1 protein-coding gene is annotated in these 1,844 nt (G+C 60.5%); it reads right to left on the reverse strand.

The window, feature by feature from the left end:
• Positions 1–169: 169 nt before the first annotated feature.
• Entirely contained in the window at positions 170–1,702 is a 1,533-nt protein-coding gene (gene istA / locus PKE99_RS37385; protein WP_189383188.1) for an IS21 family transposase, read from the reverse strand.
• Positions 1,703–1,844: the final 142 nt, after the last annotated feature.

Consider the following 1,844-nt stretch of genomic DNA (forward strand, 5'->3'; position numbering starts at 1 on the left):
GATGGAGCGCACCTCGCGTTCGGCCAATTCGGCCTTCAGCAGTTGCGACAGGATCGGGATGGTGGCCTCAAAGGCAGGTGCCCCCTGTTCGATCAGATCCTCAACGGCTTGGGCCATGCCATACATCTTCAGGCTGCGGAGCATGATGACAACAGCAGCGGCAGCAGGGTCATGACGCATGGCGGCCTCCCGCGATTTGGCCGCGCAGAGCGTCATAGCGTTCGACATTGGCCTTGGGCTCGCGCCGCAAGGCCAGCGCTTGCGGGGTATCCAGCGGTGGACCACCGATGACCTTGCCGTCGACCAAGCGGTGCAGGAGGTTCAATACATGGGTCTTGGTCGGCACGCCCCCGACCAGCGCCAATTCCACGGCGGTCAGCACGGCCTGTTCATCGTGGTGCAAAACGAGCGCAAGGATGTCGACCATCTCGCGGTCACCGCCGGGCTTGCGCAGCATGTGCTCCTGCAACTGCCTGAAGGCAGATGGTAATTCGAGGAAGGGTGCCCCATTCCGAAGAGCGCCAGGCTTCCTTTGCACGACCGCCAGATAATGCCGCCAGTCGTAGATCGTCTTCGCAGGCAGCTTATGGCTGCGCTGGATAATGCGGGCATGTTCGCACAGGATCTGACCCTCCGCGGCCACGACCAGCCGGTCGGGATAGATCCGCAGGCTGACGGGGCGGTTCGCAAATGATGCCGGCACGCTGTAGCGGTTACGTTCAAAACTGATCAGGCAGGTGGGCGAGACGCGCTTGCTGATCTCAATGAATCCGTCGAAGGCCACCGGCAGGGGCATCAAGGCCACCCGTTCCTCAGCCCAGACATCCGCGATTGTTCCAGACAGCGTGCCATGAGCCGTCTCATGCCACAGAGCGATGCAACGTTGTTCCAGCCAGTCATTCAGCGCGGCAAGATCGGGAAAGTCCGGCATGCCTTGCAGCATCTGATGACGGGCGTCGCGGACGTTCTTCTCGACCTGCCCTTTCTCCCACCCTGCTGCCGGATTGCAGAAATCAGGCTCGAAGACGTAGTGGTTTGCCATCGCCAGGAAGCGGATATTGACCTGCCGCGCCTTGCCACGGCCCACAAGATCCACCGCTGTGCGCATGTTGTCATAGATCCCGCGTTCCGGCACGCCACCGAAAACTCGGAACGCATGCCAGTGGGCGTCGAACAGCATCTCGTGGGTCTGCAAGGGATAGGCCCGCAAGAGAAACGCCCGGCTGTGCGACAGCTTGATATGGGCGACCTGGAGCTTCATGCGCTCGCCGCCGACAACCGCAAAATCCTCGCTCCAGTCGAACTGGAACGCTTCGCCGGGGCTGAAGGCCAGCGGAACAAAGGTGCCGCGCCCCGTCGTTTGTTCCTCGCGCCGCCGATCTGCTTTCCACTGTCGCGCAAAGGCCGCCACACGGTTGTAGGAGCCAGTGAAGCCAAGAGCGACAAGATCGGCATGCATCTTCTTCAGGGTCTGCCGATCCTTGCGCCCCTTCTTGGCATTGGTCTTCAGCCAGCCCGTCAGCTTCTCGGCAAAAGGATCAAGCTTGCTAGACCGTTCCGGCGTCGCGAACTTGGGCTCGATTCCATCGGCCTTCAGATACTTCTTGATAGTATTGCGCGACAACCCGGTGCGGCGCTCGATCTCCCGGATCGCCAAACCCTGACGCAGGCGTAGCTTCCGAATAACGTTCAGTAGTCCCATGTCGATCACTCCTTTGACCCCCTCGCTCTTCGCTTGGGGGAGGGTCACATGGGTCAAATCTCAGTGGAAATTATGCGCCTACACGGGTCACTTCTCAGTGGAAATCAACAAAGCAGTCTGCGGGCGTTCTGAAAGACCTGAT

It is taken from the genome of Pseudonocardia halophobica (assembly GCF_027922425.1).
Classification (GTDB): Bacteria; Actinomycetota; Actinomycetes; order Mycobacteriales; family Pseudonocardiaceae; genus Pseudonocardia; species Pseudonocardia halophobica.